The 15,983-nt window shown below is 61.8% G+C and carries 12 protein-coding genes; 5 read left to right on the top strand and 7 right to left on the bottom strand.

Annotated elements, in window-relative coordinates:
- Window positions 1-57: 57 nt before the first annotated feature.
- Complete coding sequence (locus AD668_RS18150) at window positions 58-2,022, bottom strand: DNA topoisomerase III (RefSeq protein WP_053161358.1); 1,965 nt, start codon at window positions 2,020-2,022, stop codon at window positions 58-60.
- Window positions 2,023-2,165: 143 nt separating this feature from the next.
- On the opposite strand from AD668_RS18150, the gene lexA reads away from it, so the two are divergent.
- The 5 genes from lexA (at window position 2,166) to AD668_RS18125 (ending at window position 10,227) form a co-directional block, all read left to right on the top strand.
- Complete coding sequence (lexA, locus tag AD668_RS18145) at window positions 2,166-2,783, top strand: transcriptional repressor LexA (RefSeq protein ID WP_053160926.1); 618 nt, start codon at window positions 2,166-2,168, stop codon at window positions 2,781-2,783.
- Entirely contained in the window at window positions 2,783-3,400 is a 618-nt protein-coding gene (imuA, locus tag AD668_RS18140; protein WP_053160924.1) for a translesion DNA synthesis-associated protein ImuA, read from the top strand. Before lexA ends, imuA begins: the two co-directional genes overlap by 1 nt.
- A gap of 7 nt (window positions 3,401-3,407) precedes the next feature.
- Window positions 3,408-4,823 (top strand): DNA polymerase Y family protein, encoded by a 1,416-nt coding sequence (locus AD668_RS18135; RefSeq protein WP_053160922.1) that lies wholly within the window; start codon window positions 3,408-3,410, stop codon window positions 4,821-4,823.
- Window positions 4,799-7,897, top strand: coding sequence for an error-prone DNA polymerase (locus AD668_RS18130; RefSeq protein ID WP_218187260.1), 3,099 nt, complete (start codon window positions 4,799-4,801; stop codon window positions 7,895-7,897). The genes AD668_RS18135 and AD668_RS18130 overlap by 25 nt, the downstream gene beginning before the upstream one ends.
- A 218-nt stretch (window positions 7,898-8,115) precedes the next feature.
- On the top strand, window positions 8,116-10,227 hold the full coding sequence (locus tag AD668_RS18125; protein WP_053160920.1) for a PAS domain-containing sensor histidine kinase: 2,112 nt from the start codon (window positions 8,116-8,118) through the stop codon (window positions 10,225-10,227).
- A 169-nt stretch (window positions 10,228-10,396) separates the two neighbouring features.
- Here AD668_RS18125 and AD668_RS18120 read toward each other — a convergent pair whose 3' ends face one another.
- Genes AD668_RS18120 through AD668_RS18095 form a run of 6 tightly spaced genes read right to left on the bottom strand, consistent with a single transcriptional unit; the run spans window position 10,397 to window position 15,824 of the window.
- Window positions 10,397-12,340 carry a response regulator gene (locus tag AD668_RS18120; RefSeq protein WP_053160919.1) on the bottom strand — a complete coding sequence of 648 codons (1,944 nt, stop codon included), beginning with the start codon at window positions 12,338-12,340 and terminating at the stop codon, window positions 10,397-10,399.
- Window positions 12,330-13,205 (bottom strand): sensor histidine kinase KdpD, encoded by an 876-nt coding sequence (locus tag AD668_RS18115; RefSeq protein WP_053160918.1) that lies wholly within the window; start codon window positions 13,203-13,205, stop codon window positions 12,330-12,332. The genes AD668_RS18120 and AD668_RS18115 overlap by 11 nt, the downstream gene beginning before the upstream one ends.
- The gene (locus tag AD668_RS18110) at window positions 13,198-14,208 is read right to left on the bottom strand and encodes an ATP-binding protein (protein ID WP_053161356.1); all 1,011 of its coding nucleotides are present in this window, start codon (window positions 14,206-14,208) and stop codon (window positions 13,198-13,200) included. The genes AD668_RS18115 and AD668_RS18110 overlap by 8 nt, the downstream gene beginning before the upstream one ends.
- The gene (locus AD668_RS18105; RefSeq protein ID WP_053160915.1) at window positions 14,205-14,609 is read right to left on the bottom strand and encodes an anti-sigma regulatory factor; all 405 of its coding nucleotides are present in this window, start codon (window positions 14,607-14,609) and stop codon (window positions 14,205-14,207) included. Before AD668_RS18105 ends, AD668_RS18110 begins: the two co-directional genes overlap by 4 nt.
- Window positions 14,606-14,968 (bottom strand): STAS domain-containing protein, encoded by a 363-nt coding sequence (locus AD668_RS18100; protein ID WP_053160913.1) that lies wholly within the window; start codon window positions 14,966-14,968, stop codon window positions 14,606-14,608. Before AD668_RS18100 ends, AD668_RS18105 begins: the two co-directional genes overlap by 4 nt.
- Window positions 14,969-14,972: 4 nt before the next feature.
- Window positions 14,973-15,824, bottom strand: a complete 852-nt coding sequence (locus AD668_RS18095) for an STAS domain-containing protein (protein ID WP_053160912.1) — start codon at window positions 15,822-15,824, stop codon at window positions 14,973-14,975.
- Between the last annotated feature and the right edge of the window lie 159 nt (window positions 15,825-15,983).

Raw genomic sequence — 15,983 nt, 5'->3', positions numbered from 1 at the left:
GCGCAAGAGAGGGCAATGGATGCCCTCTCTTTTTTTGTGATGTCGAATAAATGAACATTACGAGGGCTTGGCCGGTTTTGCCGCGCGCTTGCCCGTTGTCCGCTTGCCGCTGCTCGAAGGTTTGCCACTGGCGGTCTTGCGCTTGTTTTTCCACGGAGTCGCTCCTCGCCCCGCGGGACTTGCCGGGCCGCTGATGGTCAGGCTCAACCCGGAACAGCGGCTGACTTGCCTGCTCATCCATGCCGCTTGTTTGGTGACAAACTCCTCAAGACTCATTTCCCCGCTTTGCACCATGTCCAGGGCCTGTTCCCATATTGCCGTAGTCCCCGGATCGGCAATGGCACGCGGCACGGCGTCGATCAGGCTGAACGCTGCGGGTGTTGCGGCCAGGGCTTTGCCGTTCTTGATCAGATAACCACGGTCGAGCAAGCCCTGGATGATCGAGGCACGGGTCGCTTCGGTGCCTATACCGGTGGTGTCCTTGAGTTTCTGCTTGAGCAGTGGATCTTCCACCAGTTTGGCGACGTTCTTCATCGCCTTGATCAGATCGCCTTCGGTAAAAGGCTTGGGTGGCTGGGTCCAGAGGTCCTTGAACTGCACGCCAGCCACCGCGCAATCGATGCCTTCGGCCAGGTTCGGCAGTGTTTGCGGCGTTGGCGCTTCGCGCCCCTTGGCCGGTGCCAGCGCTTCGGGCAGGGCGCGTTTCCAGCCCGGTTCGATGATTTGTTTTCCCACTGCGCGCAACGCCTCGCCGGCACAGTCGAAATCGGCCTGGGTGCGGTCGTATTCGTGATTGGGCAGGAACTGCGCCAGGTAACGGGCGCGGATCAGCGTGTAGACCGCACGGTGCTTGCCGGTCAGGCGTTCCAGGTTTTTCGCGGCCGCGGTGGGAATGATGCCGTGGTGAGCGCTGACCTTGGCGTCGTTCCAGGCCCGCGAGCGACGGTGCGGCTCAAGGTGATCTTGCAAGATGTTCAGGGCCGGGTCGGCCTGACGCAGCGCTGCCAGAATCGCCGGCGCCTCGCTGTGCTGGCTGACCGGCAGGTAACCGCAATCACTGCGCGGATAGGTGATGACTTTGTGGGTTTCGTAAAGCGCCTGGGCGATGTCGAGGGTTTCCTGGGCGCCGAGGCCGAGCTTTTTCGAACAGACTTCCTGCAGGGTGCCCAGATCGAAGGGCAGGGGGGCGACTTCGCGCATCCGCTCGGTGCGCAACTTGATCACCCGGGCGGTGGGTGCGCGGCCCATGGCCGTTGCCGCTTGTTGTGCCAGTGCCTGGTTCAGGCAGCGGTCCTGGTCGTCGCAAGCCTCGGAGGCCGCCCGCCATTGCGCGGTGAACGTGGTGCCGTTGTGCAGCAGTTGCACGTCGATGGCCCAGTAGGCGACCGGTACGAAGTCGGCAATGCTGCGATCGCGATCCACCACCAGGCGCAAGGTCGGCGTTTGTACGCGCCCGACCGGCAACACCCCTTGATAACCGGATTGGCGCCCGAGCAAAGTAAAAAGCCGGCTCATGTTCATGCCGATCAGCCAGTCAGCCCGAGATCGGCCCAGGGCCGAATGATAGAGGTTGAACGTGTCGGCTCCCGGTTTGAGCGCGGCAAGGGCCTTGCGGATCGAGGCATCGTCCAGCGCCGACAACCAGAGGCGGCGGATCGGCCCGCGGTAACGGCAATGTTCGACCAGCTCCCGGGCGATCATTTCGCCTTCGCGGTCGGCGTCGGTGGCGATGATCAGCTCTGAAGCTTCGCCAAGCAGGCGCTTGACTGCTTTGTACTGGCTGGCCGTGCGCGGCTTGACAGTCATCTTCCATTTTTCCGGAATGATCGGCAGGTCAGCCAGCACCCAGCGTTTGTAACGGGCGTCGTAGGCATCCGGCGGTGCGGTTTCCAGCAGGTGGCCGATGCACCAGGTCACCGTGACGTCCGTTCCCAGCCAGCAGCCATCGCCCCGGCGCCTGGCGCCGAGTACAGCCGCGATGTCTTTGGCCTGGGAAGGTTTTTCACAGAGGTACAGCTGCATAACCACCATCGTCGATCAAGTACGAGAGGTGCACAGAATGGCGGCTGATGCGTGTCTGAGCAATCTTTATCTGTATGCATGTACAGTTTTTTGTGTCTCAGCTGACTGCCGGCCCTTGCCAGGAAAAACCTGAAAGAGTACAAATGTACTCCATGACGACTTTAACGCCCCGCCGTACCGCCATCCTGACCTTTATCCGCGATCGCATCGCCGAACAGGGTCAGTCCCCGAGCCTCGCTGAAATCAGCGAGGCGTTCGGCTTTGCCTCCCGAAGCGTGGCACGCAAGCATGTGCTGGCCCTGACCGAGGCCGGTTTTATCGAGGTCAATCCTCATCAGGCCCGGGGCATTCGCTTGCTTGGGCAACCCCCACGCCCCGAACTGCTGGACATTCCAGTCCTCGGTCGGGTCGCGGCCGGTGCGCCCATCGGCGCCGATGCCGAGGTACACAGCCGTTTGCTGCTCGATCCATCGTTTTTCTCCCGGGTACCGGACTATATGCTGCGGGTCCGGGGTGATTCGATGATCGAAGACGGCATTCTCGACGGTGACCTGGTGGGTGTGCACCGCAATCCCGAGGCGCTCAACGGCCAGATCGTCGTTGCGCGGCTCGACGGCGAGGTCACCATCAAGCGTTTCGAACGGGTGGGTGACGTTGTGCGCCTGTTGCCGCGTAACCCGGCCTACCAGCCGATCATCGTCGAAGCCGATCAGGATCTGGCCATCGAAGGGGTGTTCTGTGGTCTGGTGAGGAAAGGTTGATGGGTGCCGTCGTTGCGTTGGATACCCTGTTCAATGGCGGCCAGGTCTGGAAGGGCCGGCCTGCACCGCCGGCCGTCAGCCCGCAACCCACCGGGCATGCCACGCTGGATGCCGTGTTGCCCACCGGTGGCTGGCCGGAGGCGGCATTGACGGAAATCCTCCTGGCCGGGCAGGGCGTCGGCGAGTTGCAACTGGTGTGGCCTGCGCTGGCGCGGCTGGCGGCGGCGGGCGAACGCATCGTGCTGGTGGCGCCGCCCTACGTACCGTATCCCCAGGCGTGGCAGAGCGCCGGGGTCGACCTGCGTCAGTTGTCGATCATCCAGGCCAGCGAGCGCGATGCGCTGTGGGCGACGGAACAATGCCTGCGTTCCGGCAGTTGCGGCGCGGTGCTGTGCTGGCCGCACAAGGCCGATGATCGTGCATTACGTCGCTTGCAGGTGGCGGCGGAGACCGGCCAGACCCTGGCGTTTGCCTATCGCCCGCTCAGTGAAGCCATCAACCCTTCGCCTGCGGCCCTGCGTATCGCCATCGACGCGCAACCGGCGCAATTGCGGGTGCTCAAGTGCCGGGGCGGTCTGGCCCGTTCGGCGCCGATTGCCTTCGCCGTGGGGCATTGAGGTTGCCATGCGCTGGGTTTGCATTCTCTTCCCGCAATTGGCGCTGGACGCGTTACTGCGTCAGCGTGCCGATCCCGATGAGCCTCTGGTTTTGCTGACCGGCCCGGCCCAGCGCCGGGTGTTGCAGGCTGTCAATGGTCCGGCGCGGGCGTTGGGCTTGCGCCCCGGTCAGTCCATGAGCGCCGCCCAGGCCTTGAGCAAAGGTTTTGTCACGGCTGAATATGACGCCGCCGACATCGAGCACTGGCAGCAGTTTCTCGCCGCCTGGGCCTATGGCTTCAGTTCCCAGGTCAGCGTGCATTACCCGCGAGCCGTGGTGTTTGAAATCGAGTCCAGCCTCGGGCTGTTCGGTGACTGGCCGCAATTCGAGGCACGCTTGCGTCGCGAACTTGGCGAACTGGGTTTTCGTCATCGCATCGTCGCCGCGCCCAATCCGGTGGCGGCACGGGTCCTGGCCAACGCATATGACGGCCTCGTGGTGCCAGACGATCAGGCCTTGCAGCATCACCTGGGACAATTGCCCGTCGACCGGATCGGGCTGGAGGCATCGGTTGCCACGGCGTTGTCGCGCATGGGGCTGCGCACCTTGAACCAGGTGCAGGCGTTGCCCCGGCATAGCCTCGCTCGGCGTTTCGAGGCCCAGGTGCTCAAGCATCTGGACGCGCTGCTCGGGGTACGCCGGCTCGCGCTGGCGTTCTACCTGCCGCCGGACCGTTTCGATGTGCGCATCGAGCTCAATTTCGATGTGCAGTCCCATCAGGCCTTGCTGTTTCCATTGCGCCGGTTGACTGGTGATCTGGCGGCATTCCTCTGCGGTCGTGACAGTGGCGTACAGCGTTTTGACCTGCACCTGGAACACGCCGGGTTGCCGGACACGTTGATCAAGGTCGGTCTGCTCAGCGCCGAGCGCGATCCGGCAATGCTCTTTGAACTGGCCCGGGGGCGACTGGAGCAAGTCCAGGTCGAGGCGCCGGTGCGCGGCTTCCGTCTGCGCGCCGAAGACTTGCCGAGCTTCGTACCCCAGCATCAGGAACTGTTCGATGATCGTCCGCAGCAATCCTTGCCCTGGGAACAACTGCGCGAACGCTTGCGCGCACGGCTGGGGGATGACGCGGTGCATGGCCTGCGCTTTCAGGCCGATCATCGACCCGAGTGCGCCTGGCAGGCCAGGGCCGACCATCACTCCTGCACGGGGCTTGCCGTCGTGAAGCGGCCGGGCTGGCTGCTGACTGAACCGTTGGCCGTGCACCAGGGCTCGGCACGCATCCTCATGGGGCCGGAGCGTATCGAGTCCGGTTGGTGGGACGGCGGCGATGTCCGCCGGGATTATTACCTGATCGAAACCCGCGCCGGCCAGCAGGGCTGGGCCTACCGGGCGGTGGGTGAGGACGGCCCGTTGTGGTTGCAGGGCTGGTTCGCATGAACATCGAATATGCCGAGCTGCACTGCCTGTCGAACTTCAGCTTCCAGCGCGGCGCCTCCAGTGCGCTCGAGCTGTTTCAGCGAGCCAAAAAGCTGGGCTATCAGGCACTGGCGATCACTGATGAGTGCACCTTGTCGGGGATTGTTCGTGCTTGGCAGGCAGCGAAATCCGTGGAGCTGCCGCTGATCATCGGCAGTGAAGTGCGTATCGAAAACGGCCCGAAACTGGTGCTGCTGGTGGAGAGTCTTGAGGGCTATCAATCGTTGTGTCGCTTGATTACACGTGCCCGACGCCGCACGCACAAAGGCCAGTATCAGGTGCTTCGTGAAGACTTCAGCGAACCGCTGCCGGGGCTGCTGGCGTTGTGGGTGCCGGATGCAGTCAACGCTTTTGAGCAAGGGCATTGGCTCAAACAAGTCTTTGCCGAACGCCTGTGGCTGGCGGTGCAATTGCATCGCGGCCAGGACGATGCCCGGCGCCTGAGCGAGCTGTTGACCCTGGCCAGGGAGTTGCGAATTCCCGCGGTGGCCAGCGGCGATGTGCACATGCACGCACGTGGTCGGCGGGCCTTGCAGGACACCATGACCGCGATCCGTCATCACTTGCCGGTGGCCGACGCCGGCTTGCGTCTGCACCCCAACGGCGAGCGGCATCTGCGCAGTGTCGATGTTCTGCAGGCGCTTTATCCGCCAGCCCTGCTGGAAGAAACGCAGGTGATCGCCCGGCGTTGCACCTTCGATCTGGGTCAATTGAGCTATCAATATCCCCGCGAACTGGTGCCTGAGGGGCATACCGCCACCTCCTGGCTGAGCGAGTTGACCGAGCGCGGCATCCGCGAGCGTTGGCCCAAAGGCGCCAGCGAAAAGGTGCGCGGGCTGATCGACAAGGAGCTCGGGCTGATCGCCGAGCTGGGTTATGAAAGTTATTTCCTGACCGTTCAGGACATCGTCGCCTTCGCCCGACGCGAGAAAATCCTGTGCCAGGGTCGGGGCTCGGCGGCCAACTCGGCGGTATGTTTCGCCTTGGGCATCACCGAGATCGACCCTGACCGGATGAACATGCTGTTTGAGCGCTTCATTTCCAAGGAGCGCAACGAGCCGCCGGATATCGATGTGGACTTCGAGCACGAACGCCGCGAGGAAGTCCTGCAGTACGTGTTCAATCGCTATGGGCGGGGGCGCGCGGCGCTGACCGCGGTGGTCAGCACTTACCATGCCGCCGGCGCGGTGCGTGATGTAGCCAAGGCGTTGGGTTTGCCACCGGACCAGATCAATGCCCTGGCCGATTGTTGTGGCCACTGGAGTGATCAAACACCGCCCGTAGGACGTTTGTGTGAAGGTGGCTTCGACCCCGAAAGCCCGGTGCTGCGCCGGGTGCTGAGCCTGACGCAGCAGTTGATCGGTTTCCCCCGACACCTGTCCCAGCACCCCGGCGGCTTCGTCATTTCCGAGCAGCCGCTGGACCACCTCGTACCGGTGGAAAATGCGGCCATGGCCGATCGCACCATCATTCAGTGGGACAAGGACGACCTCGACGCGGTCGGCCTGCTCAAGGTCGACATTTTGGCCTTGGGCATGCTCAGCGCGATTCGTCGTTGTTTCGATTTGCTGCGTCGCCATCGCAACCGCGATTTGAGCCTGGCAACGGTGCCTTCTGAAGACTCGCAAACCTACGACATGATTGGCCGGGCCGACACCGTCGGCGTGTTCCAGATCGAATCCAGGGCACAAATGTCGATGCTGCCCAGGCTCAAGCCTCGCAAATTCTATGACTTGGTGATCGAGGTCGCGATTGTCCGTCCGGGGCCGATTCAGGGGGGCATGGTGCACCCGTACCTGCGTCGTCGAAACAAGGAAGAACTCGAAAGCTACCCCTCCGAAGAGTTGCGGGAAGTGTTGAAGCGCACCCTCGGTGTGCCGCTGTTTCAGGAACAGGTGATGCAGATCGCCATTGTCGCTGCCGACTACAGCCCCGGCGAGGCCGATCAGTTGCGTCGGTCCATGGCGGCCTGGAAGCGTCACGGTGGGCTGGAACCGCACCAGGAGCGCCTGGCCGCGGGCATGAAGAAAAAGGGCTATACCGCCGAATTCGCCGCGCAGATTTTCGAGCAGATCAAGGGCTTCGGCAGTTATGGTTTTCCTGAGTCCCACGCCGCCAGTTTTGCCTTGCTGACCTACGCCAGTTGCTGGTTGAAGTGCCACGAACCGGCGGCCTTCGCCTGTGCGCTGATCAACAGCTGGCCGATGGGCTTCTACAGCCCGGACCAGATTCTGCAGGATGCGCGCCGTCATCATTTGCAGGTTCGCCCGGTGGACGTGCGCGCCAGCGACTGGGATTGCAGTCTGGAACCGCTTGCCGGTGCGCAACCGGCGATTCGCATGGGCCTGCGCATGATCAAGGGTTTTCGCGAGGACGATGCCCGGCGCATCGAGGCGGCGCGTGGGAACGGAGCGTTTGCCGACATCGCCGACCTCGGCGAGCGGGCGGGGCTCGATGCCCGTGCCCGGGAGCTACTGGCCGATGCCGGTGCGTTGCGTGGATTGGCCGGTGATCGGCATCGGGCGCGCTGGGAAGTGGCGGGTGTGCAGAAACAGCTCGGCCTGTTCGCCGGGTTGCCGAGTCAGGAGGAGGGCGCGGTGGCGCTGCCCAAACCCACGGTCGGCGAAGACCTGCTCGCCGATTACAACAGTCTGGGTACCACCCTCGGGCCGCATCCGTTGGCGTTGTTGCGCAGTGAACTGAAAGCCCGGCGCTGCCGCAGTTCAAAAGAGCTGCTTGAAGTCGAACACGGGCGACCGGTCAGCGTTGCCGGACTGGTGACAGGCAGGCAACGTCCGAGTACCGCCAGCGGAGTGACCTTCGTCACCCTGGAAGACGAGTTCGGCAACGTCAATGTGGTGGTCTGGCGCGACCTCGCTGAGCGCCAGCGTCAGGTTCTGGTCGGTTCGCAGTTGCTCAAGGTCGATGGACGCTGGGAGAAAGAGGGCGAGGTCCGGCACCTGATAGCCGGGCGCTTGAGTGACTTTAGTGAGTTGCTGGACGGTATCCATGTGCGTAGCCGGGATTTTCACTGAACCCGTAATTCCTGTAGGCGCGAGCCTGCTCGCGATGGACGACAGGACGCCGCAATTCGTCAGGCACCCCGCATTATCGTTGGCGTTTTTCGCGAACAGGCTCGCTCCTGCAAGGGGATCTGCTGAGGGCTGAGAGAATCAGCTATACCTCTATGAAACGAATGGCGTGCCTGATGCTCGAATCAAACGGGCGCAGATGAGCGGGATAGAGCCAAGCGATGCAGTTTCTAGAGGATAGTCACGGATGTTCGGGCTGGAGCGGCGAGATGGCCGGGCGCATTCGTGCGTTCGACTGGAGCCAGACCGAACTGGGCCCGCTCGACACCTGGTCCAGGAGCTTGAGCAGCACCGTGCAAATGATGCTCGCGTCACCGTTGCCGATGGTGATGCTCTGGGGCCAGTCCGGATACATGATTTATAACGATGCCTACTCGTTATTTGCCGGTGGGCGGCACCCTTATCTGCTGGGTTCTCCGGTGGAACTGGGCTGGCCGGAAGTCGCCGAATTCAATCGGCATGTGGTCGATACCTGCCTGGCAGGTGGAACCTTGTCCTATCGCAACAAAGAGTTGGTGCTATTACGTGACGGGGTTCCGGAAGAAGTCTGGATGGATCTTTATTACAGTCCGGTCGCTGATGATCACGGAGGCCCGGCCGGGGTTCTGGCCATGGTGGTCGAAACCACGGAGCGGGTGATATCCGAACGTCGTCGGCAATCTGCCGAGGACGCTTATCGCGCCGACAACGAACGGGTGCGCCTGGCACTGAATGCCGGGGCCTTGCTCGGTTCGTTCGTGTGGGACATCAAGGCCAATGTGCTGTCCGGTGACGAGCGTTTCGCCCGCACGTTTTCCTATCCGCCCGGGCAGACTCTGGAAAACCTGCCACAGGAAATCGCGGAGGCGCGCATTCATGTCGATGACTTCGATTGGGTTCAGGAGCAAGTCAGGCATTCGGTTCAAACCGGCGAACCGTTCAACGTCGAATACCGCGTCCTGCGTCCCGACGGCAGCTATCTCTGGGTACTCGCCAGCGGCTGTTGCGAGTTCAATGAGCAAGGCGAAGCGTTTCGTTTCCCCGGCGTATTGATCGACATCCACGAGCGCAAGACCGCCGAAGAATCCCTGCTCAGGTTCACCCGCAATCTGGAGCAGCGGGTGGCCGACGAAGTTGAGGCGCGGCTGGCGGCAGAAGAGCAACTGCGCCAGTCACAGAAACTTGAAGCCATCGGCGGCCTCACCGGTGGTGTGGCGCATGACTTCAACAACCTGCTGCAAGTGATCGCCGGCAACCTGCACTTGCTGGCGCGCCACGAGCGTGACAATGCCAATGTGCAGCGCCGGGTTGCCGCCTCGATTGCCGCTGTCGAGCGTGGCGCAAAACTGTCCTCGCAATTGCTCGCGTTCGCTCGTCGGCAACCGTTGTCGCCAGCGGTCTTCACGTTGCGGCAGATCTTCGACGATCTGGCAGAGCTGTTGCAGCGCGCGCTGGGTGAAACGCTCCAGGTGCACATGACCGCGTCCGAAAATGCCTGGAGTGTCTTTGTCGATCGCAACCAACTGGAAAATGCCATTCTCAATCTGGCGATCAACGCCCGGGATGCCATGCAAGGCGAAGGCAACATTGATCTGAGCGCCGAGAACATCCGCCTCGACCGCAATTTTTGTGTCGGCAAGGGCATCGTCGCCGGCGATTTCGTGCGTGTGTCGGTCGCGGATACCGGCGTTGGCATGCCGCCGCAGGTGCTGACACAGGCGTTCGAGCCATTCTTCACCACCAAGGCTGACGGGCAGGGCACCGGGTTGGGACTGAGCATGGTATTTGGCTTCGTCAAGCAAAGCGGCGGCCATATCGAGATCACCAGCGAGGTCGGGCAGGGGACACGGGTGCAGTTGTATTTTCCTCGCACCCACCGCTTGGCACCGGCGCAAACGCCGAATCCTGATGTGCATCAACCTGGCGGGCATGAACGCATTCTGGTGGTCGAGGACAATGATGCGGTACGCGCTTCGGTGGTAGAGCTGCTGCGGGACGAGGGGTATGAAATCCTGACGGCCACCAACGCGGACATGGCCATGCAAATGTTGCTGGAGGGGGCGGCGGTGGACCTGATTTTCACTGACGTGGTCATGCCCGGCCTGATCAAGAGTTCGGATCTGGCCGCCTGGGCAAAAGTCCAGGTTCCGCCAGTGGCTGTGCTGTTCACATCAGGGCATACCCGCGACATCATCTCGCGCAACCACCAACTCAGCCCCGACACCCATCTGTTGAGCAAACCCTATGGCCCGCAGGCGCTGACGCAAATGGTGCGCACCGTCCTCAACGGCTGACCGCCCCCTGGTCGCGATGGTGTATCAGCCGGCAAATGCGCTGAATGACACACCGCCATCGCGAGCATGCTCGCTCCTACAGTGGATCTGCGGTGAGCATAACGTCCGTGTGCGACGAAACCCCTGTAGGCGCGAGACTGCTCGCTCCTACAGGGGATTGGACTAAATTTCAGACACCGTCCAGGGTCCGGCGCACCTTATCCAGCAGTTCATTGATCTGAAATGGCTTGATCAGCATTTCCATGCCGCTGCCCAGGAACACCTGGCGATTGATCGCGGTTTCGGCGTAACCGGTCATGAACAGGATCGGCAACGCTTCGCGCCAGCCCCTGGCAATATCGGCCAGTTCCCGGCCACTCATACGTGGCAGGCCGACATCCGTCAGCAGCAGGTCGATGGACGGGTCGTTTTGCAGGCGCTCCAGCGCGCTTTCGATGTCGCTGACTTGAGTACAACGATAACCGGCATCGGCGAGTACCTCAGCGACGAACAGCCGTACCGAGGGTGTGTCCTCGACGATCAACACATGCTCACCGGCTCCCTGCGGATCGACATTGGCCGGTTCGACCAGGCTGGCCGTGGGATCGGTGCTGGCAGGCAGCATGATGGTCACTTCAGTGCCGCGTCGTGCCACGCTGCGGATGTGCGCATCGCCACCCGATTGCCGGGCGAAACCGTAAATGCTCGACAGCCCGAGCCCTGTACCCTGGCCCAGCGGCTTGGTGGTGAAGAACGGATCGAACACCTTGCCGATCACGCTGTGGTCGATACCGGTCCCGTCATCACGGACCGACAGTGCAACGTACGCGCCATCGGCCAGGTTCGGATCGCCATGGGAGTACGCGGCATAGGTGTTGACCCAGATGTTGCCGCCCTGGGGCAAGGCATCGCGGGCGTTGATCACCAGGTTGAGCATGGCGCTTTCAAGTTGAATCGGGTCGACCAGCGCGATAGCCGGTTTTGAAGTCAATTCCAGTTTCAGCGCAATGCGTTCGCCGATGGTACGCACCAGCAATTCTTCGAGGGAGCGAATGTGTTCGTTGATGTCCACTGGCCGCGTGTCGAGGGGCTGTTGACGGGCGAACGCCAGCAAACGGTGGGTCAGTGAGGCGGCGCTCATGGCTGAGCTCAATGCGGCTTCGGCATAGAACTCGACCTTTTCGGTGCGCGATTCGGCGACGCGTTTCTGGATCAGTTCCAGGCTGGTGATGATGCCGGTGAGCAGGTTATTGAAGTCATGGGCGATGCCTCCGGTCAATTTGCCCAGCGCATCCATTTTTTGCACTTGCAGCAGTTGAGCTTCGGTGCGCGCCCGTTCGGCGACTTCCTTGGCCAGTTGCGTGGTGGCGTCATCCAGTCGGGCCAGGTGCGAGCGTTCGCGATGGCGGTGCTCGGTGACGTCCTCGACAAACACCAGGCTCAGTTCGGGTGTGCGGTAAGGTGAAATCTGCCACAGGGTCTCTCGTGTTTCGCCCTGCACCTGCATGTTCAGCGTGCCTTTCCAGCGCTCGCCATAGGCCAGGCGCAGACGCAACTCGTCGATGATAGCAATCTGGTCGTCGGCGAAGCACTCACGCAGCGTGTCCGGGTCCAGGTTGTCCTGCACCAGTTGCGCGAATGCGTGGTTGCATTCATGTACCTTCAACTGCGCATCCAGTACGGCAATGGGCGCGGATACATTGACGAAGATCTCGCGAAACCGCGCTTCGCTTTCACGCAGGGCATTTTCGGTGTCGCGCACCCGCATCAACGTGCGCAGGGTGGCCAGCAGCACATCCGGGTCCACCGGGTGAATCAGGTAGGCATCGGCACCGGCGTCGAGTCCGGTGATGATGTCGCCGGTCTGGATCGACGCGGCTGACACGTGAATAACCGGGAGCAGGGCGGTAGCGCCTTCGGAGCGCAATTTGCGCACGATGTCGAAACCACTCATGTCGGGCAGGTTGACGTCGAGGATCAGCGCATCGATGGCAACACTCGCGACCAGTTCCAGGCCCTCGGTGCCAGTACCGGCCTCGAGCACTTCATAACCGTGGCGTTCCAGGCGACGGCGCAAGGCATAGCGCGTGGCGACGTTGTCGTCGACGATGAGCAAGCGCAGGTCACGTTTCATCGGCAGGCTCCATGGCGATGGCCAGCGGGATGATCACGAAAAAGGTCGAGCCCACGCCCGGCGCGCTCTGTACCCCGACTTCGCCGCCGAGCAGGCCCGCGAAGCGTTTGCACAGGGATAGGCCGAGCCCGGTTCCACGCAGGCGTTTTTGCAGCGGCGAGTCGACCTGGGAGAAGTCCTCGAACAATGCGCCATGTAGCTGCTGGGCGATACCGATTCCGGTGTCGGTGACGGCAAATCGCACGTGCGTCGCGTCTTCCAGTCGTGCCGAGACCCGCACTTCGCCATGGGTGGTGAACTTCAGCGAGTTGGAAATGAAGTTACGCAAGATCTGCGCGAGCTTCTTGTCGTCGGTGTACAGGCGCGGGAGGCCAACGGGTTCCTCGAAAATCAGGTCGACGGCACTGGTATCGACAATGGGCCGGAACATGCCGCGCAGAGCCGCGAACAGGTCGAACATGTCGAACCAGGCCGGGGAAATGGTGATGCGCCCGGCTTCGATCTTCGCCAGGTCCAGCAAGTCGTCGACCATGTCGCTCAACTCGCGGGCCGACGTGCTGACGAAGGCGACCTGCTTGTGCTGCTCAGGGCTCAAAGGTCCGTCGAGCTCATCGCTCAGCAGGCTGGCAATACTCAGGATCGAGCCGAGCGGGGTGCGGAATTCGTGGCTCATGTACGACAGGAAGCGACTTTTGAGATCAGACGCCTGGCGCAACTGCTCGGCCTGGGTATCGAGTTCGGCGTACAGCGCCAGTACGCCCTGATTGGTTTCATCGAGCTCTTCGCGCAATGCCGTGGCTTCGCTTTGCAGTCGGGCGATTTGCGCGGCTTGCTCATCAAGCGGGCTCAAGGGTGATTCAGCCATGGGTGGCCTCCAGAGCAATGACCAACACCGTGACATCGTCCCGACCGCGACAGAAATCGCGGTGCAGGACGGCGGCGATCACGGCGGGGTGCCGGTGCACCAGACCGGGATAGTCCTGCAGGTTCCAGCGTGATTGCAGGCCGTCGCTGTACATGATCAACAATTGTCCGTTCACTTGAGCATAGTCAAAGGGTTGTGCCTTTCGATATTGCACGCCGACGATGCCGGGGTGCGAGGCGAGGCCGCGGGATTTTTCCGGTGCAATCAGGCAGGCGCCGATGTTGCCGATGCCGGTGAAGGTCAATGAATTGCGGGCCGTATCGACCTGCGCAACGGCCACGGCACCGCCACGGGTGGCGGTCATGGCTTGGTGAAGGTCCTCCATCATCAGTACCGGTGAGACAAATGGCGACAACGCGAAGGCTTTTTCGCCGGCGCGAGCGGCCACTTCCGCGTCTTCGCCATGCCCGAGTCCGTCGATCACCAGGGCGCTGATGTGTGGACCGTCAAAGGCCAGATGCCAGACATCGCCGCAGGCCGGGTCGTTGTGCAAAGAATGCTGGCTGACGCCGATTCGCCGGTCCGGGGCCTTGTCTTCGCGTGGGTAAAGTCGGGTCAACAACACAGCGCCACGGTGGTCGGCGTACACATCAAATACCTGTGCCTGGCGTGACACCGCGCCCAATCCGATGCCCTGTGTGCCCCCCGTGGAAAAACCATCGGTGAGGCACGCCTGCAAATCAAAGCCCTGGGCGCGGTCGACGGCGAGCATTTCGATACCGAAGCCACCCTTGCGCGGCAAGACGCGCAAGTGCATTTCGCCCCGGGCTGCATGCTTGAGGATATTGCTCGCCAGTTCCGTGGCCACCAACGCAACCCGCCCGGCATCGGTCGCATCGAAACCGTGTATTTGCGCCAGGTTTTGCGCGGTGCGCCGGGCATGGCCGATCTGGCTGCTGTCCTCGATCGCCAGGACTTGGGTCATCGACCCGCCGATGTTCATGTCCATCGGGTGATCGTAACGCGAGTGCCTTGGCCTGGCGCGGTGTCGAGCTCAAACTCGTCCACCAGGCGCTTGGCGCCGGTCAGGCCCAGACCCAGACCGGAACCGGAGGTCCAACCGTCGGTCATCGCCAGTTTGATGTCCGGGATGCCCGGCCCTTCATCGCGGAAGGTCAGGCGCAAGCCACAACGGGCATCGTCATCGAGGATTTGCCAGTCCATGTCACCGCCACCGCCGTAGACCATAGTATTGCGCGCCAGCTCGCTGACGGCGGTGACCAGTTTGGTCAGGTCGATCAGGCGCATGCCGCATTCCTGCGCGAGTTTGCGCGCGGTCTGGCGGGCCAGCACCACGTCCTGCTCGATGTTGATCGACTGAGTGCCGCTGCTGCGCACGTTCATTGCTCACGTACTCGGTCCTGCAACAGTTTCATCCCGCGTTCGACATTCAGCGCGGTTTTCACGCCGGGTAACGTCAGGCCCAGTTCAACCAGGGTGATGGCGACCGCGGGTTGCATGCCCACCAGCACGGTCTGGGCATCCATGATGCTCGAGAGCCCGGAAATGGTGCCAATCATCCGGCCGATGAACGAGTCGACCATGTCCAGGGCCGAGATATCGATCAGTACACCCCGGGCGGATGTTCGGCTGATGCGCTCGGACAGATCGTCTTGAAGGGTCAGGGCCAACTGGTCATGCATGTCGACCTGAATGGTCACCAGCAGAAAGTCGCCCATCTGCAAAATAGGAATGCGCTCCATGGGCTCAATCCACCTTGCTGACAGTCAGCCCGAGTCGGGTCAGCGCGAGTTTCAGGGCATCGGCCAGGTTGGCTTTGGTCACCACACCTTGCAGGTCCAGGCCCAGGTGCACGATCGTCTGGGCGATCTGCGGGCGCACGCCGCTGATGATGCAATCGGCACCCATCAGGCGAATCGCCGTGACCGTTTTGAGCAAGTGTTGCGCCACCAGAGTGTCAACTGTCGGCACGCCAGTGATGTCGATGATTGCAATCTCCGAACCCGTGTCGACGATGCGTTGCAGCAACGATTCCATCACTACTTGGGTGCGTTGTGAGTCGAGGGTGCCGATCATTGGCAGTGCCAGCACGCCGTCCCACAGTTTGACCACGGGTGTCGACAGTTCAAGCAATTCTTCCTGCTGGCGCTTGATTACCGCCTCGCGGGACTTCTGGAACGTGCGAATGGTGTGCATGCCGAGGGCATCGAGCAGTTCGGAAATCTCCCAGAGCTGTTCGGCCAGCAGCGCCGGGCTGTCCTGATACTGATTTTGCAGCAGTGCAAAGAGCGGACCTTTCAACGAAAAAATGAAACTGGCGGTCTGGTGCGAGTCCTGCCCGAGGAGGGCGCGACTATGGGAGAGTTTTTCGAGGAATTGACGGATATCGTTCCAGCCGGCGGCGGTGATGTTCTGGCCGTTGCCGTTTTGCAGGCCGGCGACGATCAATTGCAGAAAGTCGGACGTCTGCTGCTGCAAATCCTGCTCTTTAAGGTTGCGTGTGGCACCGCTGGCTTCCAGGCCGTTTTTCCATTCGGTCAGCAATTGAGCCTGGTTTTTGATCATTGCATCGAGTGTGCTGGTCTGCAGTGCCGCCATGTGCTTTGACTCCTTGAAAGTGTGTGCCGATTCTCCAAAAAATGATCGGCGCAAGTCAGTGACATTTGCCGTACGAAATAGTTGTTCGTCCCGGGCAGGAATTTTTCTTGTGTGCACCCAGAACTGTAGGAGCTGGCGAAGCCTGCGATCTTTTTTTTT

It is taken from the genome of Pseudomonas sp. P1.8, from assembly GCF_001269805.1.
Classification (GTDB): domain Bacteria; phylum Pseudomonadota; class Gammaproteobacteria; order Pseudomonadales; family Pseudomonadaceae; genus Aquipseudomonas.
The sequence above is the reverse complement of the archived record's forward strand: the minus strand, read 5'-3'. Positions and strand labels throughout refer to the sequence as shown.

Coding starts and splice junctions, on each gene's coding strand:
- AD668_RS18150 (WP_053161358.1), bottom strand. CDS start 2,022: ATGCAGCTGTACCTCTGTGAAAAACCTTCCCAGGCCAAAGACATCGCG.
- lexA (WP_053160926.1), top strand. CDS start 2,166: ATGTACTCCATGACGACTTTAACGCCCCGCCGTACCGCCATCCTGACC.
- imuA (WP_053160924.1), top strand. CDS start 2,783: ATGGGTGCCGTCGTTGCGTTGGATACCCTGTTCAATGGCGGCCAGGTC.
- AD668_RS18135 (WP_053160922.1), top strand. CDS start 3,408: ATGCGCTGGGTTTGCATTCTCTTCCCGCAATTGGCGCTGGACGCGTTA.
- AD668_RS18125 (WP_053160920.1), top strand. CDS start 8,116: ATGCAGTTTCTAGAGGATAGTCACGGATGTTCGGGCTGGAGCGGCGAG.
- AD668_RS18120 (WP_053160919.1), bottom strand. CDS start 12,340: ATGAAACGTGACCTGCGCTTGCTCATCGTCGACGACAACGTCGCCACG.
- AD668_RS18115 (WP_053160918.1), bottom strand. CDS start 13,205: ATGGCTGAATCACCCTTGAGCCCGCTTGATGAGCAAGCCGCGCAAATC.
- AD668_RS18110 (WP_053161356.1), bottom strand. CDS start 14,208: ATGAACATCGGCGGGTCGATGACCCAAGTCCTGGCGATCGAGGACAGC.
- AD668_RS18105 (WP_053160915.1), bottom strand. CDS start 14,609: ATGAACGTGCGCAGCAGCGGCACTCAGTCGATCAACATCGAGCAGGAC.
- AD668_RS18100 (WP_053160913.1), bottom strand. CDS start 14,968: ATGGAGCGCATTCCTATTTTGCAGATGGGCGACTTTCTGCTGGTGACC.
- AD668_RS18095 (WP_053160912.1), bottom strand. CDS start 15,824: ATGGCGGCACTGCAGACCAGCACACTCGATGCAATGATCAAAAACCAG.